A 25,366-nucleotide genomic window follows, 5' to 3' on the forward strand; every position below is an offset into this window, starting at 1 on the left:
AGGCAAATACGTGTTCTTTAATTATTTGAGCTCATCCCAAAACCAATTTCTTTCCAAATATCATACTATTTTCATGTTAGAAATTAAAGCAGTTATTCAAAGTTCAAGGTTTTGGGATAGGCTCAAGAATAAATGTCAAAGATCATTTTATTCTTTTTTAGTATCTTAAGCAGAAGGTCTTTCCGGATACGACAGTCACCTCAACTTTTCATTTACCTTCCAGAACATTAAATAAGTATTTTGATCTTAACCAAGGATCTTTTTTTCCTACAAGCAACTTTTCAGAATTAACTGTTGATTAACTTCTTTTTCAACACAAAGCTTACTGATAGTGGTAATTTTACATTAACAGCCCAAAATTTTCGTTAAGTAACCAATAACTAATACTAAGGAAGAATGATAAGGAAAAAAAATCCTGATGTGAGATACTTGCAATTAAAAGATGAATAGAATTACTTATTCTAATTCTTCTAATACAGGCTCAAATAAATGAAAGTGCTTTCAGGTGTTTTCATTCCAAGATCTGATATTACAGGATTAAAAACCGAAAAAAGGAGGCCATATATTGGTTAATAAAAAAATAATATTGAGTATACTTATTATAGGCTGTATTGCCACCGTTGCAGGCGCAGGAACTTGGGCATACTACACAAGTTCTGCAACTAGTTCAGGAAACAGTTTTACTGCAGGAAATATGAATATTAGCGTAACTCAAGAAATTGGTAATGTGTCGATAAAGCCAGGTGATGAACTTGGTGATAAGACTATTGTTGTTAAGAATGGAGGAAGCATTGCCATAGGAAAAATAAACCTAAACTATAAACCCAGTAATAATCAGCTCAGCCAGCATATTGAATTTAGCAGTGTGGATATTGACGGCAAACAAATAGCTAAAAAAGGGGTACTTTCAGATCTTAGTAGTCAAACCAGTGTATATGAACCAGAAAAACCTATTCAACCTGGTAACAGCTTTGAGATTACATTAAATGATTTGAAAATGGACGATAAGGTTACAGAAGGTCAGGGTCAAACAAGCACTTTGGTTATAACACTTGAGGCAGAACAAGTGCATAAATGAAGGTGACTAATAGAGCTAAAAGTTCCAAAAAAGTCAATAGTGACATACTGAAAAATGTTACAATAAAATGTATATCGAGTACAAGCTAAGTTGTGATCTACTGTCAATTGTAAAAGTTACAGTAGATTATAACACTTTTTGGACAGGTTCTAAAACCCAAATTCATACACAAAGAAAACAGTACTTACTAGTAAAAACACTAGATGATCCAAAATGAGAACATCTAATAAGATTATTTTTTTGGGATTGATATTTGTTTTTCTCATCTTCACGTGTAGCACTTTACCTTTTTCAGATACATCCGCTTCTTTCAGTGATACAAAACATACGAATGCTGAGATCACCGCAGGTCTCTGGGAAACCCCAGCAAGCATGATTGGATTATCGGATCCTAATCTTACCGCAAAAAGCGAAAAACTCAATAGAACTGTTAATAGTGCAAAAGGAGATAATGATTCAACATCCACTTACGAAAATACCTTAGCCGAAAATTTTTCTAATAATGTAAGTTCATTTCTGAATAACATAAGTTCAGCAGAAAATCTGACTAATAATTCCTCTAAAGCAGTAAACAGAACAATTACCCTGACAGAAGCCAGTGAAAACAACATGAGTTCAAGCATGGACTTGAGTTCAAGCATGAGCTCAAGTTCTGGTTCCACAACAACTATAGATAAAGATGAGGAGATTATTCCGGTTGCAAACTTTAGAAGCAACGTAACTGAAGGTTATACCCCCTTGACTGTACAGTTTACTGATCTTTCGGAAAATGTAACCGAATGGAACTGGGAATTCGGAGACGGAGATACTTCAAGTGAACAGGATCCAGTGCATACTTACTCTGCAACAGGGACCTATGAAGTCAGCCTGATTGCAAACAATGAAAATGGTACAGATTCAAAGCTTGCCACAATAACCATTCATGAACAACCTGATGGAGCCATTCCGGTTGCAAACTTCACCAGTAATGTAACAGATGGTTTTGCTCCTCTGACAGTTCAGTTTACAGATCTCTCGCAAAATGCAACTGAATGGGACTGGAACTTTGGAGATGGAGATACTTCAACTCAGCAAAATCAGATGCATACCTTCTCAGTAGCAGGAAATTATAACGTTAACCTGACAGTAAGCAATAAAAATGATACAGGTTCAAAGCTTGCCACAATAAACGTTTATGAACAAACTGCAGTCATTCCGGTTGCAAACTTCACCAGTAATGTAACAGATGGTTTTGCTCCTTTGACAGTTCAGTTTACAGATCTCTCGCAAAACGCAACTGAATGGGGCTGGAATTTCGGAGATGGAGATACTTCAACCGATCATGACCCAGTTCATATTTACTCTGCAGCAGGAAACTATAGCGTTAATTTGACAGTAAGTAATGAAAATGGAACAAGTTCCAAACTCGCCACAATAACTGTTCAAAAGCAATCTGCTGGAACACTTCCAGTTGCAAACTTCAGCAGTAATACAACTGAAGGTTATGCTCCTTTGACTATACAGTTTACTGATCTTTCGGAAAATGCAACTGAATGGAAATGGGATTTTGAAAATGGAGAAATTTCTACAGATCAGAACCCAGTGCATACTTTTTCAGAAGCAGGAATTTATAAAGTTAACCTGACAGTAAACAACGAAAACGACACTAGTTCAAAACTTACCAGTTCAAAACTTAACACAATAACCGTTTTACAACCCACGTTTCCGGTTGCAAATTTCACCAGTAATTTAACTGAGGGTTATACTCCTCTAACAGTTCAGTTTACTGATCTTTCGGAAAATGCAACTATGATAAACTGGAATTTTGGAGACGGAGATACTTCAACTGAGAAAAATCCGGTACATCTTTACTCAGCAACAGGAAATTATAACGTTAACCTGACAGCAAATAATGAAAACGGCACCAGTTCAAAACTTGCCACAATAACCATTTTACAACCCATACTTCCGGTTGCAAACTTCACCAGTAATTTAACTGAGGGATATGTTCCTTTGACAGTTCAGTTCACAGATCTTTCGGAAAATGTAACTGAACGGGAATGGGATTTTGGGGACGGAAGTACTTCAAGAGAGCAGGAACCTGTGCATACTTTTTCAGAAGCAGGAAATTATAGCGTTAACCTGACCGCAGACAATGATAATGGCACGAGTACAAAAACGAGCAAGATTATTGTGAATAAAATTCCAAGGTAACCTAATTTGAAAGATTGTACTTCGTTTGAGTTTAGTAAAGGCTACGTTAGTGAAATATCTATGGAAAAGTCTGAACTCAAAAATTGAAATTTATCCAAATTATGGTTGATAATTCTGAAAATAGAAGTTCCAGCACGGGAATAAAAAATGAATAAAAAAGGAGTTCTTCAAGTAGCGATTGTCCTTGTCATTGCGATTTTTATGTTCAAGGCCTTGACTCCGTTCATTACAGGATCAGAGAAAGCTTTTATAGTATTAAGCGGGAGCATGACACCCCTAATGCTACCTGGAGATATAATAGTTGTAAAATCGGTAGACCTGAATGAACTTACTGTTGGAGACATCTTAACTTTTCGGGATCCTGGAGGTAAACCTAACACCTACGTAACTCATCGGATCATCGCCTTAAAAAAAGATAAGGAACCGATTTTTAAGACAAAAGGGGATGCAAACAATGCAGAAGATAACTTCAACGTGACCGCATCAAAAGCTGTCGGACAAATGGTCTTTGTCATCCCATTTGTAGGCTACCTACCGACAATGGTAAAAAATAAAAATGTTTTTTTATTTATGATCATATTGCCTGCAAGTTTAATTATACTTGGTGAAATATGGAATATAATTCTTTATAGTAGCCCTCAACATGCCAGAAAAATAGAAAGAGAACGCAGAAAAACAGCGAAGAGAACTTCTTATGAAGTTAAAGGAAAGAAACTAATAGCACTCATTCTTATAAATGGGCTTATTTTTACAGGAATAATTACACAAAGCCTGGGTGAGAACGGGCCTGTAATTCTAGAGAAAGAAAACACTGTAGAAAACTCAGAATTTCTTTCTATGGTATATGTTTTCACGCCTGAGGACTCGAAGCAGACACTTGAGATTGATCGCTGGTATGGGGTGATTTCCCAGAACAATGAAACTCAAGTTATTGCATCGGAAAATACCCCTGCAAAATTGAACACTGTACCTTATATTCTGCCTGTTTTCTGGATACTAGAACTTACAAAAGTGAATCCCTATCTTCCTGTAGCTGCCGAAATTGTAGTTTATGCCTCAATTTTTACACTAATACTACTTCCTATATGGTACAGGAAATCTACAATTGGAAGGCGTAGGAAAAGGATTAGATTTTACCGAATGTTTGCACAGTGGAAGCGAACTCTCCGTTTTTTAAATTTTTAAGAAAATTAACTTAACGATATGTAGTAAAATAACTCTCAAAGACCAATAAAATTTTAGAACTATTTTTCATCTGAATCTGGTTAATTATTAGGGTTACTGGATTCAGAAGAATATTGAGTTCTGGGACTAGCCATTAGAGACATTAAAATTTAGAATTAAATTTATAAAATTGTGCTTATATAAGATTTTGATTAAATTGGAATGTTTATTCATTAGGGAAATACGAAGGCGATATTCTGAAAATTTTACTGTTCAAACTTAAAAATGCCATAATAGACAGACATAAAATACTCATATTTTTATTTGGAATGATGTTGATTCTTTGCGGGTTCTGGACTTACGAAACTTCAAGGGCCGTCTATGAAGACAAAGATGAAGTAGTTACTTTATATACACATCACGGGTCCTATACTTATACGGTACCTGTAACAAAGGAAAATCCACTCTACGGAAAAGGAACCACGCTTAAATTGGGAATGCCTGCGTATTATTTTGCCGTATCTCCCACTGTTGACATGTCATTCACTTACAATCTTGAGGCTAATGATTCTTCTGATATTAGAGGAAAGCTACAAACAATAGTTGTTGCAACTGATAAGGGAAAATCTGAGACTGATGAATGTTATGAAAATAATGGATCTGAAACTGAGGAATCAGGTAAAGAAGAGAAAATTTTCTGGCAGAAAGTATTTCCTTTGAAATATAAAGAAGGTACTGAAACCTGGACTGGAACATCCGTAACCAGAAACTTTTCCCTTAACGTGTCCGAAATTCACTCAATAGTTAAAGACGTTCAGGAACAGCTAGAATGCTCAGATGACGCAACGATAGAAATTGTAAATCGCGTCAGCTATACCGGAAAAATAAACGGAGAGAACGTTCAAGGTACAAAAGATTTTGTTATACCTCTGGTAATAAGTTCTTCATACTATCAGATGCCTGAAGAACTGGAATTCAGTCAGGACACTAATGCAACTAAAAAGATAAGTGTCAAAAATTCCCCTTCACTGTCAACCGTTAAGATACCTTTTTTCTTATTTCTGCTTAACCTGGTTTTAGTTGGGGTTACTCTACTCTGTGTGAAAACAGATAAAATCGAGCCAAATTATATTGAAAAACTAGAAAAGGAACGTAGTCGCGAACCTTTTAAGGAGTTTGTCAGCAAAGGCAAGCTTCCCGAAAATGTAAGTTCCCTTATCAAAGTTGAGATAGGTTCCCTCCAGGGACTTGTAGACGCAGCTGTTGATATGAATTCAAGGGTTATTTATGATTCAGAATCAAGGATATATTTCATGATTCATAGTAGCGTGCTGTACATTTTCTTTGATACACCAGAGAGAGAAAACAAAAATCTATCAAACTTAGATTGATGTTAAGAGAACTAACTAGAAAAGTCGAAATTTATACATTTACTTCTTTATTTTTTTCTTGTTGAAGGTTACACAAAATTAAATTAGTAGTTATTTCGGAACTAAATTTTCTATAATTTGGGAAATATGTCTTACTTTAAGGTTATTTAGTTCTCGGTTTTCAAAATAATTCCATATTGAACATATACGTTTTAGATGTTCTCTTGAATTGTTTATTTCCGTCCTCAAGATAATTTTTATTAGGCACGCAACATAGCACTGCAAATTAAATTCTGAGAATCAAAATGAAAATAAACAAGATATAATAAGCAAAAGAAGAAGTACAAACCATAACAAATAAGAAAGATAACTTCGTTAGTTGTAATACTGTTTTTAAAAAAGTTAGTTTTCAGAACTAGGCGCGATTTTCATACAGGATGTTTTCAGTATGAGTACTCCGAATTTCCCATACGACTCAGAAGAAACAGAAACTTTCCCGAAAGAATCAACAGACAAAACAAGCCAGATATCCGGAACAGGTTCCGAAAAATCGGGCAAAACCTTCAAAAGAAGCGGCATTCCTGTACTGGAAGTCAAAGACTTATGTCATAGATATCCTCATCTTGATTCGAACGCTCTGGATAGAATCAATCTCAAAGTATTCAAAGGAGAAAGAGTTGCAGTGCTTGGGGCTAATGGAGCAGGAAAATCGACTTTGTTCAAGCACCTTAACGGGATATTGAGGCCTCTTTCAGGGGAAGTCCTGATAAAAGGAGAAAAAATGACCAAGAAAAATCTCCGGAAATGCAGGGAAACCGTAGGAATCGTCTTCCAGGACCCTGATGACCAGGTGCTTGCTCCAAGTGTTGAAGAAGATATTGCCTTTGGGCCAATTAATATGGGTTTGCCCAGAAATGAAGTCGAAAGGAGAGTCAAAGAAGCCCTTGAAATGGTCGGACTCACAGGTTTTGAGGAAAGGGCCCCGCATCATCTTAGCGGAGGACAGAAAAAACTTGTAGCGATCGCAGGTATCCTTGCCATGCGCCCTGAAGTTATAGTCCTTGATGAGCCAACAGCCGGACTTGACCCTCTCAGTTCGGCTCGCGTTCTTGAGTTAATCATGAAAATGAACAGGAAGCTTGGAATTACCCTGCTTCTTTCGACCCATGATGTGGATGTGGTCCCTTATTTTGCAGAAAGAGTTTTTGTTCTCCATCATGGAAGACTTGAAGCTGACGGCAGTCCGAATGAGATTTTCAGCGACCCCGACCTTCTTAGAAAAGCTCACCTCAGGCTTCCGAGAGTGGCTGAAGTATTTGAAATGCTCCAGCAAAAAGGACTCAATGTTAACATACAGATAACAGCAGAAGAAGCCAGAGACGAAATATTGCAGCTCGTAAGCTTGGGACATCAAAAGGTGAAGCTTGAGTGAAAGACGGAAAGAGTCCTTCAGAGGAGAAGTTTCAATGGTAACGCTCACGGATATTGAACGCGAATCATATAAAGACAGTCCAGTACACAGGCTTGACCCCAGGATAAAGCTGCTCTTTGCACTTGCAATAATCATTTATGCAGTTAGCCTGCCCCGGATTCACGAAAAAAATATGGTCCGTCTTTTTTCCATAGAGGTTTATTTGCTGCTTCTGGTGCTTGCTGCAGGGCTCGACTTAAGATACTTTTTCCTTCGTGTTCTTACGATTTTACCGTTCGGACTTGCAATTGTCCTTATCCAGCCATTCCTTAGACCTTCCTTTATAGAAAATTATACTCCATATCCTCTTGATCTGCCTTTCGGGCTCAGTATAACTTATGAAGGACTTGATTTTGGAAGCACACTGTTTGCGAAATTTCTGGTATGCATAACAGCTGTAATTCTATTTTCTTCTACTACGCGGCTCAGGGACATGGTTGCAGCTGCAAGCAGAATAGGTATCCCAGGTGAATTCACTCTCCTTTTGAGCATGATGGTACGCTACCTCTTCCTTTTTTGGACTGTTCTCAAAAGGATAAAGACCGCACAGCAAACAAGGCTCTTTGATATATGGAACAAAGATGTGCCAAGAAGATGGATTATCGAGCAAGTAGGGAACAGCATGAGTTCAATTTTTATACGCTCCTACGAGCAGGGGGAAAGGACCTATATAAGCATGCTTTGCAGAGGTTACGGAAGTGGGTACGAAAAGGCTTACTATAGAACAAAAATAAGAACTCAAGATATCTTGTTTCTGCTCCTGAGTGCAGGCTTCATATTATATATTCACCTGTCTGTATGAGAGAACTGCTTCCACTACTTTTTAACATTTCTGAGTTTCCATTTCTTTTCAACATTTTATAAAATTGAGCATTAACAGACTTACAGGTAACAGAGAGAAGACAAAATGTGAGACGTCCTGGACTTAATTTATCCGGATTGCAGGAATTTGTTTTAACTTTTTCTTCCCCTAAATCAGAAAAATTGAGTTATTACAAAGAATCCTCTGTAGGACTGACTGATTGCCTTTTTAAATCTCTGTACCTCTAGAAGAAGATTGACAGAGGTATTTACAAATCCTATTTCTGAAAAAAGGAGAACTGGCAATAACTTTATTGCAGTCCATAAAACACTTCCACGGAATTATAAGATAAAGATCTTTCTACTTTCCTTTTTTCGGTAGTGTTGATAATTTCACATAAATTTGAAACCAGGTCCAGAAACTAATATCACTTAGTTCTGTTGGCTGTTGTATTCTTCAGTGTCGCTCTTTACGACTAATGGTTTCGACTGAAGGAGTCTTATTTTCTGACACTTTATGCGTGCATTTTTTAGCCTAACACCACTTGTTCTTGCAATTTTCTCAGACATATTTTACTCCTTTCCTGACCAACAGGATTTTCTCAACTTCTTGTTCATACGTTTAACCGCTTTCTTAAGACAAGTTAGTTTCTATTGTTTATAATTTGAGTACAAAGTTAATAAATTTGCCTATAGAAATAATACCAGAGTGAAATATAATAATAGAGATCAGTTAAAAAGGTCATTTCAAGAATACAAATATTTCAGTAGATATGGGTTCAATAGATCTTTATAAGTCTATTTTGAGAATTTAAAGCTTAATTAAAAGCTTTAAACTTCCCCATCCTTAAAGCGGGTACATCCTAAAAATATAAGTAATTTGAATTTGTATTCGTGTATTAGTTTTAATAATTTTTGATTTCATAGGACAAAGTATTTATTATTTGACATATTTTAATATATAGTAATACTTAAATTAAATTTAGTAATATCTATTAACGTTTTATTGTGGAAAAATAGGGTAAAAGGGGTAGCTTACGGTGAAGGAAATTAGAACAAAGAAATTTTTGCCAAGAAAAAAAAATGCTTTGCTGATACGTAGAGTGCGGGAGAAGTTAACTCCTGCATCTTCACCAGCCCCTCCTACTGGCCTATACTTATCACCTTTTACTTATCCTATTTCTAGTCCTGCTCCTGACTGTTCATTCTGTTCTCCAGGGCTTCTCTATCTCGATCTGAATATTTATCGGGAAACTGTGATAAAAGCTCTTGTTAAAGAACAAAGTGAGGAGCTGTACCAGCTAATCGAAAAAGTTAACTTTGACGGAAAATATTATCGGATAAAAAATGTGCGTTTCGGGGAATGGGAACACTGCTGGGATCTGGCGGTTCGAGTGCAATTTTATGGAACAATGCCAGGATTAGCCTTCGAACCGAGAAAAATCATTTCTAAAGAAAACAAGAAAATAATATATAAATCTCTTGTTCTGGTAAACCCATATGAGTTGTGGGAAAGAAAATTGGTTGAAAAATTATGGAATCTTCAGGATAGAATTGAATTCCTTATAGCAAAAATCCTTTTTCACGAGTGCATCCATATTCTTATATTCCTTGGAAAAACTCTACACTCAGGTTTGGAGCAGACAAATATTTTCCTTGAATTCAAAGAACTGCTTAAGTTTACAAACTCGAAGAAATTGTGTCCTGAAGGTTGCGGTGTCCGGTGCCACCTACGAAATCTTGTTGACCTTTACCCAAGTTTTTCCGAAGACTCCGAAGAAAAATCAGATTTGGTTAGTGAACTTTATGAGTTTCTGATCCACGAAAAATACAGCATTAAAAAAACCGATCTGGCTTTTGGCCTTCCCTGCAGCAACAGAAAAATTTCCCAGGATTATGTGAAACTGACAGCTTTGAAAATGGGACCCTGTATGGAAATTAACAAAAAAAATTGGAAAGAGGAAGTTAACAGGTTGCAGAAGGATCTGGAAAAACTGTATGATAGAATTGATGGTAACCAGAAATGAGAACGAGGTAAATTGAAACGTTTGGGGCTAAATTAACTTATTTAGCTCAAAATCAGATTTAAATGATCGAAATAACAAACCATAGCATAAAGCTCGAAATCACTTATGAGATTTACAACAATTGAGTATAATTGAGTATATATGATTCTTTCACTAATCTATTCTTTCACTAATCTGATTCTTTCATTAATCTATTCTTTCACTAATCTAGTTCTCCACTAATCTAGTTCTCCACTAATCTAGTTCTCCACTAATCTAGTTCTCCACTAATCTAGTTCTCCACTAATCTAGTTCTCCACTAATCTAATTCTCCACTAATCTAATTCTCCACTAATCTACTTTTTCACTAATCTATTTCTTCACTAATCTAATTCTCTTACTAATATGTAAAAATAAGAACACTCCTGCAAAAGTAATAAAAATTGACAAATTTAGATAACAAACAGCTATGGAAAAAATCCTCAATTTAACTGGAAATTCTACACCTTTGCACTAAATCCCTGCCTGCTTTATTACCACAGGCAGGGGCAAAAAGGAGTTCAGATGACTTAGGCGATTTAGGAGGTAATTTTTTATTTGTGTCTGTTCGCCAGAGATCCTTTATCGATATTACAAACTAATATTTAAGACTTTTGGCATATTTCCTGTTACAAATTATTAACTATAGTGATATTATTCTTACGCAATCCGGGTATTGTTTTATGGGTAATTTATCATCTTGAAGTGACAAAAGTCAAGAAATTAATGAGAACACATGTTTGACTTAATGGAAAACACATGTTTGACTTAACGGAAAACACATATTTGACTTAATGGAAAATACATATTTGACTTAATGGAAGATACATGTTTGACTTAATGGAAGATACAAGGATACTTAATCTGATTAAAAGTAAAAATAAAAATACTGAGGAAGGTGCCAATAAAAAAATCATCGAAAAAAGTAATATCAAAACGTATATATGTAATACTAGACAATGTGGTAATATCTAACTTGTTATTGATTGCATTCTTCAAAAACAGTTGCCTGAGACATTGTAGTAGACTCAAAAATATTAAGGCTGCTCCTGAAAGAACTTTTAGATTTCATGCTAAGGATATTTATCAATTCCTTACTTCAGAAATGTTCCTGAACCTAAAAAGCTCCTGCTCGGATTTACAGGAAATAAGAAATAGGAATAAAAAGAGGGAAAAGTGAAATGCATATACCTGACTCATTCATGCCGCTTAGCCAGGCAGTGATTTACTGGATTATCGCCCTTCCGTTTATAATAACATCAATGAAATGGGCAAAAAATGAGCTTGACGAGATGAAAGTACCGGTTCTTGCCGCCCTTGCTGCAGGAATTTTTGCAATCCAGGCCATGAATATTCCCATAGGGATGGGAACAAGTGGACATATGGTAGGAGCAGCCCTTGTTGCTATTGTCTTTGGAAGCCCATGGGCTGGGGTCCTTGTGCTTACTCTAGTTCTGATTGTGCAAGGATTCGCCTTCGGTGACGGGGGAGTCACTACTATGGGAGCGAATATTCTGAATATGGGTGTTATTTCCGGATTTATCGGATATTATACATACGTTGCCCTTCGAAAAAGTGTAGGTACAAGTATTGCGAGTTTTGGAGGCGCCTGGCTCGGTCTCTTTATTTCGGCAATAGTCTGTGCAGTTGAGATGTGGATTGCAGGTACTTTCCCACTGGTTCCCGGCCTGGTTGCCATGGGCACATATCATCTTATAATTGGTTTTATTGGTGAAGGCCTGATCACTTCAATTGTAATCATGGCGATTGCAAAATCCCGCCCTGACCTTCTTGAGGATAATTTTACTGCCAGGCCAGAAAAGAATAAAAAGGAGACACACGCATGAGCGGAAAATCAAACGTGAAATTCTTTTACATCGGGATTGCAATTGCACTTCTGCTTGCAATTCTAGCTCCTTTCCTTGCATCCTCCGACCCAGACGGACTGGAAAGTGCTGCTGGAGAGATAGTTGAAGAATCGAAAATGTCCCAAATTGAAGCGACTGAACCTGTAGTAAGCTCTCCAATGCCCGATTATTCAATAGAAGGCCTGGGAAAAGGGGGAGAAGTAGCAGCAATAGCCGTTGGAACACTTGCAGTACTGGCAATCAGTCTGGGGCTGGGCAAAGTTTTCAGCAAAAAAATCTGACATAAAATAGAGTTCTTTTTTTCAAAAAATCGTTTCTCTTCCCGAAAGGTAGGGGAGAAACGACTTGCATATCTCTTGAAGAAACGTCTCAGCTACTGCCAATAAATATAATACTGGAAGGACATAAGTCCTTTACAACACAGATTTTACACTTTGGTCTCCTTGCCTGACAGATTTTCCTCCCATGATAGATCAGGGTCATGGAGATTGAATCAAGATCTTCCTTTCTGGCAAGTGAGATAAGATCCTGTTCAATTTTAGCAGGATCGGAGTTTTTCGTGAGTCCTAACCTTCTGGAAACCCTTTTTACATGGGTGTCTACAGCAATTCCCTCTACTACTCCGAATCCTCTGGCAAGTACTATATTAGCCGTTTTCCTTCCGACACCTGGCAGACTAATAAGCTCTTGCATAGTTTTCGGAACTTCCCCATTATACTTTTCAACAATCATCTGAGCAGCCGTTTTGATATTCTTTGCCTTGCTTTTATAAAAACCCGTGGAGTATAGATCGTTTTCAAGTTCCCTGAGATCAGCACTGGCATAATCTTCTGCAGTCCTGTACTTTTTGAATAATTTATCAGTCACTCTGTTAATCTGTACATCAGTTGACTGAGCTGAAAGAACAGTTGCCACAAGAAGTTCAAGAGGATTGTTGTAGTTAAGAGAAGGTTTTACATCAGGATACTCTTCTTTTAGAAGAGTCCAGATTCGGTCGAAGTTATGTCTGTTATCAGGAATATTGTATTCGGAGACAAAATTCTCAGTGTCAGATTTTTTTGGCTTTTTTTCAGGCATGTTAACTCCGTCTTCCAGTTATTTCATAATTTTAGCCAGAAACTTGTTTGTTTGAGGAAACAGTACTTTCAATGTCCCTTGAAGTTTGAGTTTATGTCCGATCCAGCAGGTTACAGCATATGAGGAATATCCGAACATGTAGTAGGATAGGTAAAGATCAATCTTTTTATGTCCGAGGCTTTAAACCCCAGCCTCATTACCGCAGCAAAAATATTGATAGCTTCTTCGGCATTAGGACCCAGAATATGTGCTCCCATTATACGGTCGTTTGCTCCATCGATAATTACTTTTGAAGCCGCAAACTCCATTCCTGCTTTCCGGGTTGTATACCAATTGCTTCTGTCCTGGAAAATAACTTTATACTTATCACTATCTTTAGAGACACTGACTCCTACCGACGCGAGAACCGGAATGGTAAAGACCGCACTTGGAATGCCTTTATAGTCTGCCTCAACACTATCACCCTCAAGGACATTAATTGCGGCAACTTCTCCCTGGAGACTTGCAACAGGAGTTAGTTGCACGCCCTCCAATGCGCAGTCTCCACCTGCATAGATCCGGGAGTTTGAGGTCTTCATGTGCTTATCAACTACAATAGCTCCCTTTTCGGTTTTAACTCCGGCATTCTCAAGACGCAGGTCCTCTATATCGGCTACACGACCTGCTCCGTGCACTACCATATCCGCACGGAAAATCTGAGTTTCTGGTTCGGTTTCAGACTTAGATTTAGTCTTGACCAGAAAGCCATTCTCGTCTTTTTCTATCGAGACTACTGGTTTGTTTATAAGGATCTTAATTCCTGAGGCTTCAGAGGCTTTCACAAGTAGATCTACCATATCAGAATCAAAAGCTCCCAGGATCCTTTCACTTCTATGCAGGATTGTTACTTCGGCTCCAGTTCTTCGCGCAACATGAGCGAACTCCATGGATATATACCCGCCACCGATGAAAGTAATTTTCTCAGGAAGCTTTTTGGTTTCTAATAACTTCTCGCTTGTAGTAACATACTCCTCACCTGGAATATTGAGTTTTCTGGGCTTTGCACCTGTAGCCAGGAAAATATACTCTCCTTTAAGTTTGTCCTCTCCAACAATGACTGTGTTTTGGTTTTCAAAATGCGCTCTCCCATGATATGTATCAATTCCCATCTCAACCAGATGTTTCTCTGTTTTGCTGGAATATCCCTCCGTAAATGTCTTTTTGAACTCGATGAGTGAAGTCCAGTCAAGTTTTAAAGGAGTGTCTATTCCTACACCTTTTCCTATTAGCCGATTATTAGAGTCAGTAACACTAGCAGTATTGGTAAGCACCTCTTTCGGGTCACATCCCCTTAGAGGACAGGTGCCCCCATATTCCCTGGAATCAATTATAGCGATCTTTAACCCTGAATGTGCAACTTTACCTGCAAAGCTTCTGCCCGCAGTACCCGTCCCGATAATTATAATATCATATTTCTTTTCCATTGAACTCCCCAACCCTCTGATATTATTTTCTGAAATGAATAAGGAAGATATTTTAAAAGTATATATTTTAAAAGTATATATTACATGCAATTTTTATCCATTTTGATTTCAGAGAATAAGTATTTCACCTGGAGTCTGATCCAGGAAATGAAGCAAAAAAGTGTGGCTTTAGAGAATTATGCATAAAAAGTACCAAAAACTTAAAGAACTAGATTTCCAGAAGAGTTCTGGCAGTACCTTAACGGAAATACTGAGTTTGTAAAATATAAGTTCGGTTTATCCGGAAAAAACGCCCTTTTTTAATATAATAATGTGTAGACCATAAGTTTTATAGCTAAGAATTTTTAAACCAAGGATATTGGTGATTTTTTGGTAAAGAGGGCACTGCTCAGCGTCTCAGACAAGACAGGAATTGCAGAATTCGCACGCGGGCTTGAACTACTTGGCGTGAAGATTATTTCAACAGGCGGGACAGCGAAAATTCTTCGCGACGCCGGCATAGAAGTTACTGATGTTTCGGAAGTCACAGGCTGTCCGGAGATGATGGGAGGAAGGGTCAAAACTCTCCATCCAAGAATTCATGGCGGGCTCTTATGCCTGCGAGAAAGCAAGGAACAGATGGCTGAGGCTGAAAGAGAAGATATTTCGCTTATTGACATGGTGGCTGTAAATCTCTATCCATTTGAGGTAACAGTCTCAAAGGAAGGCGTCGAACTTGAAGAAGCCATTGAGAACATAGACATAGGAGGGCCCACTCTTCTTCGTTCGGCAGCTAAAAACTACCGTTCGGTTACAGTGCTCTCAGACCCTTCGGACTACGGGCATGTTCTTAAAGAACTTCGCTCAACAGGGGTGGTTTCGGAGGAAACCAGGGCTGCCCTTGCAGTTAAGGCTTTCAGGCATACTGCGGATTATGATGCAGCAATCGATACCTATCTAAGCAGAACCTTGCTTGAGGAAAACGTGCTACGCCTGAACTTTACCGACGGTGTAAAACTTCGTTATGGAGAGAACTGGCACCAGAAAGCCTATTTTTATAAAGATCCCAAAATTGAAGGTCCTACCCTGGCAAAAGCTATCCAGCTGCATGGAAAAGAACTTTCCTATAACAACTATGTGGACGCAGACAATGCCCTTCAGACAGTGAAAGAATTAGGAAATGCCCAGCCTGCCGTAGCAATCGTAAAACACAACAATCCATGCGGGCTTGCAACCGGAAGCACACTCCTACAGGCTCTTGAGGCTGCCTGGGACGGAGACCCGATTTCAGCTTACGGAAGCATAATTTGCACCAACGAAACCTTTGACCTTGAAGCTGCAACTTTTCTGAATGGAAAATTTGTGGAAATTATTCTTGCTCCTGACTTCAAACCCGATGCCCTTGAGTACCTGAAAAACAAAAGTGAAAACCTTCGACTCCTTAAGCTGCCTGAACTCAGAGAAGCTTTTGGAACAGAATACACATACAAGTATGTGATAGGAGGCATGCTCAAGCAGAGTCGTGATATTGGCCTCTACGAAAAATGGGAGTCAGTTACAGATATTCCCTATCCTGAAGAGAAGCGCTCTCTTTCGGAATTCTGCCTTAAAGCCTGTAAGTCGACGAAATCCAATGCAGTAATCCTTGCTCACGAGTACGAGCCAGGTTTCTTTATGGTACTTGCTATGGGTGCAGGACAACCGAATAGGGTTGACTCTATTCGCAAACTTGCAGCCACAAAAGCTGTTGAAAATCTCAGGGTAATTTACGAACGGGAAAATCCTCCAACTTCTTTTGAAGCTTACTGCAAGAAAGTCATGTCAGAGTGTGTAATGGCTTCGGATGCCTTCTTCCCCTTCAATGATAGCATAATTTATGCCGCAGAAAATAATATCCACTACGTAGTCTCTCCAGGTGGGTCAATTCGGGACGGCGAAGTCATTGATGCTGCAAATCGGCTAGGAGTTGCCATGGCCTTTACAGGCATGCGACACTTCCTTCATTAACAAGCTTTTAAGGTGTCGATAAAATAAAGTGAATATCCCTGAGCTAAAGACTCAGGGTTTTACTTTTCTTAACGTAAGTTCGTTAAATGATTTTTATTTAGTTTTAATTTTCTATTGCCCTTAATTCTTTTTACTTTTTCTTGTTGCTTAGATATTTTGCAAATGTAATAATTTCCGAACTTTTCTTTACCTAATTATATTTTTGTCTGTATATTATTTGTCTGATGATCTGCTATTTGATTTTTCTATATTACAGTCAAACTTTTTACTACTTTACTCTCGTTTCAAGGTTCAAACACTAAAAACTCATTTAACGTTAAATCAGGCTCCGATTTTAAAACTTTTTATGCGAAAACATTTTTCGTTTCAGACTAATTTTTGGTATAATTAATTTAAAATAATTACAGGGATTATTTTATGTTGTACATAGAGATAACAGAAAGAGTGAGTACGGGTATGAATAGTAAGTAAAGAATTGCCTGGAAGCTTTTGATCCTGTTCCGAGTAATATGCTTGGGGGAGCGTATTTTCGGATCAACCGTATCGGGGGCTACGGTAAAGGGAACATAAGTTTCCGGGCTTTTCCTTCTCCTCCTTTTAATGTATTTTCTCTTATTTTTCTACTAATTCTGTTATACTAATATCGTTAACCTTTTCACGGTATTTTTCACGATGACAACAGACTATGAGCCTCTAGAACGGCCACGGCATCTGACCATTAACAGCCATTTCTAACACTTGATGGACCTTCTCTTTCAGTAGTGACTGAAAAAAACCATCTAATTATTTTCAGAATGTGCTGGTGTTCCTGATGGTTAACGGCAATCAGATAGACAATCAGAAGAATATATCAGTCAAAAGAAGACTTCAATCAGAAGAATATATCAGTCAAAAGAAGACTTCAATCAGAAGAATATATCAATCAAAAGAAGATTTCAATCAGAAGAATCTATGTTTTCAGAAGAAGATTATAAATTTAAACTCAGTAAAATATAATTTTGGAAAATCCCTGAGAAAGCTTTTCCCCCAGGAATGTTTCCACTTCTTCTTTCAGGTTTTCAACAGCTTCTTCAATAGTAGTTCCCTTGCAAATTATATCAGCTTCAGGGCAGATTGAGATATAGAAACTGTCTTCTTGACGGATAGTTGCGGAAAAAGGAAACCATATTGTCATGTTTTAAAAATCTGTCAGCCTACGTTTAAATGTTTTGTATCTTTCTGTTTATTAAGGTCTTCTTTGAGGAAGGTCTCCTTTTGAGCGCAGGAGTTTTATACTTAAGCTGAGATCACAGTCTAAATATATATTGTTAAGTTTGTGGATCCTATGCCAATAGAGTTTATACTGTCTTCTCCTGTACCTTTACCTGACCTTTCAGTACTTACTCTTCTGGGCGTCTTTGTACTTACAGCTCTCAGGCAGGTCGGGTCTTTAAGGCTGCAGATCTGGCAAATCATGACCTTTGGAGCGATACTGGTACTTTTGCTCGGTGAGATTTCACCGCAAGAAGCTCTTGCAGCGATTAATACTGATGTGCTTGTCTTTCTTTTCGGGGCTTTTTGCGTAGGAGAAGCACTTAATAGGAGTGGGTATCTGGCCTGGATTGGGGATAGGATAGTTTCCAGGGCAAAGGATACGGATCAACTTGTTTTGCTTGTGCTGTTTTCTACAGGAATTCTTTCAGCTGTTCTCATGAATGATACTCTGGCTATCATGGGGACTCCACTTGTTCTGGGTTTTTCCAGAAAGTACAATGTATCTTCCAAACTCATGCTCTTTTCCCTGGCATTCGGGGTAACTACAGGAAGCGTTATGAGCCCTATAGGAAACCCACAGAATCTTCTCATAGCAATTAATGGAAATCTGGATTCCCCTTTTGTAACATTTTTGCATTCACTCGCTCTACCAACTCTTATCTGCCTTTTAATTGCTTATATAGTGCTAAAACTCTTTTTTAGAGAGGAATTCGGAAAATCAACTCTTACCCAATCAGAAGAAGTCATTACCGATTCGGAACTTGCCAGTACTGCAAAAAAGGCTCTTTCTCTTTTGTTAATTCTCATAATCTGTAAGATTTTCCTGGTGGAATTTTTCCCTACCTGGGATTTCAGTCTGAGCTGGATTGCTCTTATCTCCGCGTCACCTGTCCTGCTCAGTAAAAAACGCGTTGAAATCCTGAAAAATATTGACTGGTCGACCCTGGTTTTTTTTGTTTCAATGTTTGTGTTAATGCAAAGCGTGTGGATTTCCGGAACGTGCCAGGAATTGCTTGCCAGATTGTCTCCTCAGTTAGGTTCAGTGTCAATGATCCTCGCACTCAGCATAGGACTAAGCCAACTCATATCCAATGTTCCCTTTGTAGCGCTCTATCTGCCTGCTATGGGTAGTACGGTTTCTCAGGGGCAGTTGATGGCACTTGCTGCGGGAAGTACAATTGCAGGAAATCTTTTGATCCTGGGAGCTGCAAGTAACGTTATAATTATTCAAAATGCAGAGAAGGAAGGAAAAACTATCTCATTTGTTGAATTTTCCAGAATTGGAATCTTAATTACAATTTTAGATGCCGTTACTTACTTCATATTTCTCTAATACTTATATATTCTAAATTATCTTATAATTGATTTACAAGGTTTAATGCTACCTAAAACTCTGTTTAAAGAAGTTTTGGTTTTCAATAATTTTGTCTATTTTTTAGTGGAGAGAAATACTTTCTAACTTTCCAATAAACTTGATATACTCAAAGTGCATACACTTTTTTCTGGAAGATATAAGATCATGACCCAGAATAATACAGATCTAAATACCAGGCGTAAGCGCGCCAGGTGTACTGTACAGAAGAAAACCTTTGGGCCTGTTGAAGACCTTGAAACTCACGTCCGGTCCGACTGGTGGCAAACTCTTTTTAACTCACTTTACCTTAAGACCGATGCCGATCTTCTGGATGATATGGAGGTTACTAGAAAAGAGGTCGATCTCATTGTTTCCATTTTGGGGGTGGCTCCGGAAGAAAAAATTCTTGATCTATGTTGCGGACAGGGGAGACACGTACTTGAACTGGCAAGAAGAGGCTTTTCAAACGTAGAGGGATATGACAGATCTCAGTACCTTATAAGGAAAGCCAGAACAAGAGCACAGAAAGAGAACCTGCAGGTAAGGTTCAGAGAGGGAGATGCAAGAAAGCTTCCTTACCCATCTGATACTTTTGACGTGGTTACTATACTGGGTAACAGTTTTGGCTACTTTGACTCAACGCTCCAGGACCAAAAGGTCCTTGAAGAAATATTTAGGGTTCTGAAGCCTGATGGCAGAGTTTTCATCGATGCCGTAGATGGAGACTACATGAAAAAGAGTTTTCAGCCCAGGTCATGGGAATGGCTTGACAGGAAATACTTTGTCTGCAGGGAAAGAGCTCTTTCGGCCGATGGAGATCGGTTAATTTGCAGAGAAGTGATAAGCCGTATTGACAAAGGCGTGATTGCAGACCAATTTTACGCTGAGAGGTTATACAATAAAGAAAGCCTCTTTGAGCTGCTTACAGTGTCGGGATTTAGTAGTCCCGCCTTTCATACTACTTTCAGCCCGGTTTCCGCAGGAACCCAGGATGCAGGCATGATGGAACAGAGAATTCTGGTCTCGGCCTCTGTTGAAAAACCTTGGCCTACGTCTCTTCAGGCAATCGGGAATAAAAAACCAATGAGTATTGCAGTTTTGCTTGGAGATCCGAGAAAAGAAGATCAGGTTAAGCCCGCCTGTGTCTTCGATGACGATGATTTTGATACCCTTGAGAGAATGAAAAAAGCACTTGCAGAGATTCCTTTTATGAAATTTACTTTTCTTGACAGGCATGAAACGTTACTTGAGGATCTGAAGAAGAAAGCGGCGAAAATTGATCTTGTACTTAATCTCTGTGATGAAGGATTTTATAACGATCCCACAAAAGAACTTCATGTCCCGGCTTTGCTTGAACAGTTAAATGTCCCGTATACAGGAGCAGGTCCTCAATGTCTTGCTTTTTGTTATGACAAATCCATTATAAGGGGAGTTGCCAGAGAGATGCGCATTCCCGTAGCAAAGGGAATGCTTGTAACCGAAGATGCAGAGCTTTCAAAGCTGTCTCTCTCTTTCCCCTTGCTTGTAAAGCCCAACTCAGGGGACTCAAGTTTTGGGATTACACAGAAAAGCATTGCCCATAACCGTGAGGAGCTTCTTGAAATTCTTGCGGCATCCCGAGAAAAGATGGGCTCTTGTAGGCCTTTCCTGCTGGAAGAGTTTCTTCCAGGAAAAGACATCAGTGTTGGGATTATTGGAAATCCGCCTTCATGCAATGTACTGCCTATTACGGAAGAAGATTACTCGGAAGTACCTGAAGAGTTTCCAAAGATTTGCGGGTATGAGGCGAAGTGGCTTCCGGATTCTCCTTACTGGAACATAAAGTCCGTGCCTGCTGATCTCCCTGAAAAAACCAGAAAGGAAATCATAAAGTGCTGTCTTGCTCTCTTTACAAGGCTGGGTTGCCGTGATTATGCCCGTTTTGACTGGAGACTTGATGCCGAAGGCAAACCCAAACTTCTAGAAGTGAACCCTAATCCAGGATGGTGCTGGGACGGTCATTTGGCAAAGATGGCAGCTTATGCTAATATTTCCTATTCCGGAATGCTTGCGGCCATTATAGAAGCTGCAAAAGAAAGGTATGGTCTTGGAGCTTCTGAAAATCTCGAGCTGAGGAAAATGCCTGGAACCACTTCCAGAAAAAGCCCGGCTGAATGCGCTGCCGAGTTTGAAGAAGAAATTGAAGCAAGAAGCTCTATGGATTCGGAAAATACCGGGAAGAAAAGTGTTTTCTCAAGTTCCTCCGAAACGGTACAGGCTTTTGAGAGCGTATGACAACTTATATTAACTTGTAAAAGAGGTAAATGCGAAAGGATTAGAAATTTTCTTTTTCGCGTTTCCGTTTTTTCTTTGTTTTTCCTTACTTGTTTTTACTTCTGGATGTTTATATTTACTTGTTTTACTTCTGGATGTTTATATTTACTTGTTTTACTTCTGGATGTTTATTTCTGAATAATAATTGTAAGGATATCTTCATCCAGCATTCTATGGTCGAGGCCTACTCTCTGCCCAGGATGTTTTGCTGAGGTGCCCCAGATTTGGGCATAGCGGAACTTCCTGCGGAAATCCCTGTGCAAACGGTCACAAATCTGGCCTATGTCAGTTCCACTCATAACTATCAGGGGCTCTTCCATATCTGCAGGCTGACCCTGTGGTTTTAAGTAAACTCGAATGAAACCCAGCCTGTCGTAAATAGCGTCTTTAAGAACCTCGATGTTAATGCCTTCATGGGCTGAAATAAAAATCGAGTTCGGATATAGCTCTCTGCATTCCTCGATCAGTTGGGGATAGGCCAGGTCAACCTTGTTAACAGCTATGAGAGACCTTACATAACTACGGTTATTCAGGACAACGTCGATAAGCTGGTCAACTGTTATATTTTCTCTAATGAGTACACTTGCATTATGGATCTTATACTCATCCAGCACAGCCTTAATGGTTTCCTCATCCAGATCAAGGTCAATGGTTGAGTTGATCTCTATACCGCCTCTTTCTTTTTTCTTGATTACTACATCAGGAGGCTCCTGATCTACTCGAATTCCTGCCTGGTAAAGTTCGTCCATAAGTACTTCGTAATGCTTTGGCTGGAAGACATCAAGCAAAAATATAACCATATCCGAGTTCCTGATAACTGATATGACTTCTCTTCCACGCCCACGCCCTGAAGAAGCGCCTTTTACAAGCCCTGGGACATCAAGGAACTGAATTGTTGCCCCTTTATGCTCCAGCACTCCTGGAACAACTGTGAGGGTAGTAAACTCATATGCACCCACTGCTGACTTTGCACCTGTTATTTTGTTCAGTAACGTAGATTTCCCTACTGATGGAAAACCTACAAGGGTGACGGTTCCGTCTCCTGATTTTCTGACCGAGTACCCTTCTCCTCCTCCTCTTGCCGAAGCTTTCTTCTCTACCTCATCTCGCAGGCGAGCTATCTTGGCTTTGAGGCGGCCTATATGATGGGAAGTTGCTTTATTGTACTGGGTCTTTCGGATTTCGTCTTCGATTTCCTGTATTTGCTCCTGTATGCTGCTCATCTGGAACCTGCCGATTTAGAGACTAAAGAAATGATTTTCATATTGATTGGAAAAAGAAATCGCTCCAAGCGATCTCTACAAACCCTTTTTGATCCAAAAGAGATCCGTATCTGGATATTTTATCCTGAATAGTTAAATGAAATATATATACCTATGGAATGTTTTTGTTTACTAATTACGAATAATAGAGTTACTCAGAACATTTATATTATATTTATATTATGTTTATATTATATTTATATTATATTTATATTATATTTATATTACACAATAAATATAATAATATTTAAAGTTTATTGAAAACTGCTTCTGGTAAAAGTTTATTCACCATCAACTGATTCAAATAGACAGTCACTCAAGTTTAATGGAGTAGCTGTCTCTTTTACTTAAAGAGACTGTCTTAAAGGACAATCTCTCTCATTCATTATGATTATTTCATTCGAAGGAGATTATTTCTCCTGTTCTCTCATAAACGTGCAGCCCGGAGGTAAGCTTTGAAGCGAATTCTGTGGAGGTAAGAGTTTCTAAAAATTTGCGGACTTCGAAAGTTTCCAGAATTTCCTTCCTTATAAGGAAATCGTATTCTTCTTCTGCAAATTTTATAAAGTGGAGACCGTTCTTTTCGGTACAGTTCCTTATTCCCACCCCTACTTCGGCCTTTCCTGAGGCAACTGCCTCACATACAGCTACCTCCGACTTCGCTCCGGATGCATAGCCAGGAATCGAATCTATAAACTCTTTTTTACTAATTCCTTTTCCAGCTATAAATTCTGCAATTTTCAGGTCTAATAAAGCTCTTGCACCTGAACCCCGATTTCTGTTAATAAGGTGCTTTCCAGGAAGGTCCGAGATTCCAGAGACCAGGCTACCCTGCCTGACAATAAGTCCGACTTCACGCCTGTAACCTTTGACAAGAACAGTCCCTGAAAGTCCCATATTCTCGACTGTAGGAACGTTATACAGGATTCCGTCCTGTCCTCTTGGGTCACTTGACGGCATATTCACACCTGCAATATCGGCTGTGTTTGAGGCAATTGCGCTGAAGCCCCCGCTTGAACTTGTGAAAAGGGTCCTGAAATAAAGTCCACTAAGGTCTTCAAGCAGATCAAGGCCAGGACAGAAGCCACCTGCTATCAGAAGGTCAGGTTTTTCAACCTCCCCAAAAAGAGTCACTTCTACAGGAGTTCCCGCTTCAATAAACTCTGTACTGGATGGAATTTTAATAAAGCCATCTGCTCCGGAAAGCGAGGTTATGGCACCTGAGCCTCTGTCTGCAGGATAAACCATCCCCCGGATCAGGCCTACTGGGAGAAGTTGCTGCCTTCCTTCTGAACGGAAACGTGTGCCCATAATTCCATTCTCCGTTTTTTTAAGTGATTTATCTTCTCCAAGGGCTTTTCTGAGCATGGGAGCCACGAACTCGTTAAAAATCATCAATGCAGATGTAGGGTTTCCGGGCAGCCCTATTATGGGAACCCCTTGTATTATTCCAATAACCACAGGTTTTCCAGGTTTTATACTTATTCCGTGTGCAAGAGTCTCTCCGATCTCGTCAATGAGCCTGTACATAATGTCTCCTGCCCCCGATGATGTGCTGCCGGAAGTCAGGATAAGGGCACACTCCGAAACCGCAGTTTCAAGTGTTTTTTTCATTGCGGTCTCATTATCTTTCACAATCCCGTAAAGCAGAGGGAAGGCTCCACATTCACGTATGCCGGCATATAAGGTGTAAGAATTTGCGTCATATATCTTCCCGGAAGTAAGTTTTTCTCCGGGTTGCACAAGCTCGTCTCCTGTTGAGATTATCCCAACCTGTAATTTTAGAACAGGCACATCCTTTTTTCCGATAGAAGCAAGCACTCCTATTTCTCTGGTTCCGAGCTTTCGTCCTGCCCTGAGCACACGTTCTCCCTTCCGTATGTCAGAACCGGCTTTCATGGTATTTTCTCCCACAGTTACAGGACTGTAAATCGATACTGTTCCGTCTCCTTCAGAGCTATATTCAACCATGACCACAGCGTTTGCGCCTTCAGGAATCGGAGATCCGGTAGATACTTCTACGGCTTCCCCTGTCGAAACCTTGAATTTTGCATCCGAGCCTGCTGGAAGGTTTCCCAGGAGTTTGAGTTCTACAGGCCTGGTTTCACTGCATGCATACGTATCCTCTGCCCTGACTGCATAACCATCCATTACAGCTCTTGGAAAAGAAGGAACATTAATTTCGGTAACAATATCCCCGGCAAGGATTTCACCGTAAGCGTTTTCAAGGGCTAAGCTTTCCGGTCTGGGAAAAACTTGCAGGTTGTTCATTATTTCACGTGCTTTCTCTACAGAGATAAGTTTCCGAAATTCTTTGCGTTTCATAGAAATTCAACCCTAATTTACAGGCCTTCAGATAAATTTCCTAGTTTAATAGCATTTCCAGGCATGTTTTATACTTACTTTTTCCTCCTTGAAAAACCTTGAAGGCAAGTTAGTTAAAAGCTGCTCAAATTGAAGTATAAAAAGAAACTCAAATATTAGTCCAAAAAGTAGTCCAAAAAGTAGTCCAAAAAGTAGTCCAAAAAGTAATCTTAATAGAAACTCAAAATTATTTCAGGTAGCATTCTAAATAGAAACTCAAAGCTATTCCAAATAGAAACTTAAGTAGAGAATCAGAAAACTTAGAATAAACTTAGAATATAGATTTGAGACAAAAGCTTAAAA

The 25,366-nt window shown here is 38.9% G+C and carries 17 protein-coding genes; 12 read left to right on the top strand and 5 right to left on the bottom strand.

What is annotated here, in order from left to right:
* The first annotated feature begins 565 nt into the window (after positions 1–565).
* The 9 genes from MSBR3_RS16595 to MSBR3_RS16645 all read left to right on the top strand — a co-directional run bounded on the left by MSBR3_RS16595 (position 566) and on the right by MSBR3_RS16645 (position 12,271).
* Positions 566–1,078: a TasA family protein gene (locus MSBR3_RS16595; RefSeq protein WP_048109267.1), complete on the top strand. Its 513-nt coding sequence runs from the start codon at positions 566–568 to the stop codon at positions 1,076–1,078.
* A gap of 213 nt (positions 1,079–1,291) precedes the next feature.
* Positions 1,292–3,271 carry a PKD domain-containing protein gene (locus MSBR3_RS16605; protein WP_080942350.1) on the top strand — a complete coding sequence of 660 codons (1,980 nt, stop codon included), beginning with the start codon at positions 1,292–1,294 and terminating at the stop codon, positions 3,269–3,271.
* A gap of 147 nt (positions 3,272–3,418) precedes the next feature.
* Positions 3,419–4,456: a signal peptidase I gene (locus tag MSBR3_RS16610; protein ID WP_048109269.1), complete on the top strand. Its 1,038-nt coding sequence runs from the start codon at positions 3,419–3,421 to the stop codon at positions 4,454–4,456.
* A 308-nt stretch (positions 4,457–4,764) separates the two neighbouring features.
* Positions 4,765–5,826 carry a DUF5305 family protein gene (locus tag MSBR3_RS16615; protein ID WP_155396849.1) on the top strand — a complete coding sequence of 354 codons (1,062 nt, stop codon included), beginning with the start codon at positions 4,765–4,767 and terminating at the stop codon, positions 5,824–5,826.
* A 427-nt stretch (positions 5,827–6,253) separates the two neighbouring features.
* The gene (locus MSBR3_RS16620; protein WP_080942351.1) at positions 6,254–7,237 is read left to right on the top strand and encodes an ATP-binding cassette domain-containing protein; all 984 of its coding nucleotides are present in this window, start codon (positions 6,254–6,256) and stop codon (positions 7,235–7,237) included.
* Between the two features lie 34 nt (positions 7,238–7,271).
* Positions 7,272–8,078: a cobalt ECF transporter T component CbiQ gene (gene cbiQ / locus MSBR3_RS16625; RefSeq protein ID WP_048110651.1), complete on the top strand. Its 807-nt coding sequence runs from the start codon at positions 7,272–7,274 to the stop codon at positions 8,076–8,078.
* A gap of 1,039 nt (positions 8,079–9,117) precedes the next feature.
* Positions 9,118–10,104: a hypothetical protein gene (locus MSBR3_RS16630; protein WP_052723455.1), complete on the top strand. Its 987-nt coding sequence runs from the start codon at positions 9,118–9,120 to the stop codon at positions 10,102–10,104.
* A 1,199-nt stretch (positions 10,105–11,303) separates the two neighbouring features.
* Entirely contained in the window at positions 11,304–11,969 is a 666-nt protein-coding gene (gene cbiM / locus MSBR3_RS16640) for a cobalt transporter CbiM (RefSeq protein ID WP_048109272.1), read from the top strand.
* Positions 11,966–12,271: a PDGLE domain-containing protein gene (locus tag MSBR3_RS16645; protein ID WP_048109273.1), complete on the top strand. Its 306-nt coding sequence runs from the start codon at positions 11,966–11,968 to the stop codon at positions 12,269–12,271. The genes cbiM and MSBR3_RS16645 overlap by 4 nt, the downstream gene beginning before the upstream one ends.
* Positions 12,272–12,359: 88 nt before the next feature.
* Here the strand turns inward: MSBR3_RS16645 and nth are convergent, their stop codons facing one another.
* Together nth and MSBR3_RS16655 are read right to left on the bottom strand one after the other, a co-directional pair.
* Positions 12,360–13,067: an endonuclease III gene (gene nth / locus MSBR3_RS16650; RefSeq protein WP_048109275.1), complete on the bottom strand. Its 708-nt coding sequence runs from the start codon at positions 13,065–13,067 to the stop codon at positions 12,360–12,362.
* Between the two features lie 110 nt (positions 13,068–13,177).
* Positions 13,178–14,530 (bottom strand): dihydrolipoyl dehydrogenase family protein, encoded by a 1,353-nt coding sequence (locus tag MSBR3_RS16655; protein WP_048109276.1) that lies wholly within the window; start codon positions 14,528–14,530, stop codon positions 13,178–13,180.
* Positions 14,531–14,899: 369 nt separating this feature from the next.
* On the opposite strand from MSBR3_RS16655, the gene purH reads away from it, so the two are divergent.
* Positions 14,900–16,516 carry a bifunctional phosphoribosylaminoimidazolecarboxamide formyltransferase/IMP cyclohydrolase gene (gene purH / locus MSBR3_RS16660; RefSeq protein WP_048109278.1) on the top strand — a complete coding sequence of 539 codons (1,617 nt, stop codon included), beginning with the start codon at positions 14,900–14,902 and terminating at the stop codon, positions 16,514–16,516.
* 982 nt (positions 16,517–17,498) lie between these two features.
* Here purH and MSBR3_RS16665 read toward each other — a convergent pair.
* Complete coding sequence (locus MSBR3_RS16665) at positions 17,499–17,690, bottom strand: type II toxin-antitoxin system HicB family antitoxin (RefSeq protein WP_048109279.1); 192 nt, start codon at positions 17,688–17,690, stop codon at positions 17,499–17,501.
* A 150-nt stretch (positions 17,691–17,840) separates the two neighbouring features.
* On the opposite strand from MSBR3_RS16665, the gene MSBR3_RS16670 reads away from it, so the two are divergent.
* Together MSBR3_RS16670 and MSBR3_RS16675 are read left to right on the top strand one after the other, a co-directional pair.
* Entirely contained in the window at positions 17,841–19,103 is a 1,263-nt protein-coding gene (locus MSBR3_RS16670; RefSeq protein WP_048109281.1) for an anion transporter, read from the top strand.
* A 186-nt stretch (positions 19,104–19,289) separates the two neighbouring features.
* A complete protein-coding gene (locus MSBR3_RS16675) occupies positions 19,290–21,398 on the top strand; it encodes a methyltransferase domain-containing protein (protein ID WP_048109282.1) in 2,109 nt (702 codons plus the stop codon).
* A 167-nt stretch (positions 21,399–21,565) separates the two neighbouring features.
* Here the strand turns inward: MSBR3_RS16675 and MSBR3_RS16680 are convergent, their stop codons facing one another.
* Positions 21,566–22,660, bottom strand: a complete 1,095-nt coding sequence (locus tag MSBR3_RS16680) for an OBG GTPase family GTP-binding protein (RefSeq protein WP_048109284.1) — start codon at positions 22,658–22,660, stop codon at positions 21,566–21,568.
* 435 nt (positions 22,661–23,095) lie between these two features.
* Positions 23,096–25,024, bottom strand: coding sequence for a molybdopterin biosynthesis protein (locus MSBR3_RS16685; RefSeq protein ID WP_048109286.1), 1,929 nt, complete (start codon positions 25,022–25,024; stop codon positions 23,096–23,098).
* Positions 25,025–25,366 lie beyond the last annotated feature (342 nt).

The sequence above is a fragment of the Methanosarcina barkeri 3 genome (assembly GCF_000970305.1).
GTDB lineage: Archaea > Halobacteriota > Methanosarcinia > Methanosarcinales > Methanosarcinaceae > Methanosarcina > Methanosarcina barkeri_A.